The 755-nt window shown below is 41.5% G+C and carries 1 protein-coding gene; it reads left to right on the top strand.

Annotated features, from left to right (window positions below; all coding sequences use genetic code 11):
- On the top strand, positions 1-755 hold a 755-nt coding region (locus V6R96_RS20705), incomplete at both ends, for an MvdD family ATP-grasp ribosomal peptide maturase (protein ID WP_336380206.1).

Genomic DNA, 755 nt, shown 5'->3' with positions numbered 1-755 from the left:
TACAGAAGAGCTTATAACATCGGGAACGGGGTGAAAGAAGAAATGGATAAAAAGTTTTATAGCGCCGCAATGGGCGAAATCCGCAACACGCTTTTCGGATTTATAGAATCTGTAGATGCTTATGCATTGGGGAAACCGGGGATTTACAGAAGGCTGGACAGTAAAGAAGAGCAGTTGAAAATTGCCGTTAAACTAGGCCTTAATATTCCTGAAACCTGCCTTACCAATAATCCTGAAGAAGCCAGACAATTCATCCTTAAGCATCAGAATGTGGTGGCCAAAATGCAGACCGGTTTTGCCATCTATGAAGACGGTGTGGAAAATGTGGTTTTCACCAATGTGGTTAGCGAAGACAAGCTTGAAGAACTGGATTCATTGGTATACTGCCCGATGCAGTTCCAGAAAAAAATAGAAAAGAAAAAAGAATTGCGGGTTACCATTGTTGGACAGGATGTCTATGCTTTTGAAATAGATTCCCAGCAGTCCGAAGATGCAAAGGTGGACTGGAGAAAAGACGGGGTAAATCTGCTTACCAAATGGGCAAGAACAGAACTTCCTTCAGATATTGAAGCTAAGCTTCTGGAGCTTTTAGATGTTTACAATGTAGATTATGGTGCTATAGACATCATTGTTTCTCCCCAAGACGAATACTATTTCATCGAGATCAATGCTGCAGGAGAATTTTTCTGGTTAGATAACTTAACGGAGGAAAACCTGATTTCCAAAAGTATCGCAGACGTTCTCTGCGACAAAGC

The organism is Chryseobacterium sp. CCNWLW53 (assembly GCF_037083525.1).
Classification (GTDB): Bacteria; Bacteroidota; Bacteroidia; order Flavobacteriales; family Weeksellaceae; genus Chryseobacterium; species Chryseobacterium lathyri.
This window is presented reverse-complemented; position numbering and strand designations above follow the sequence as displayed.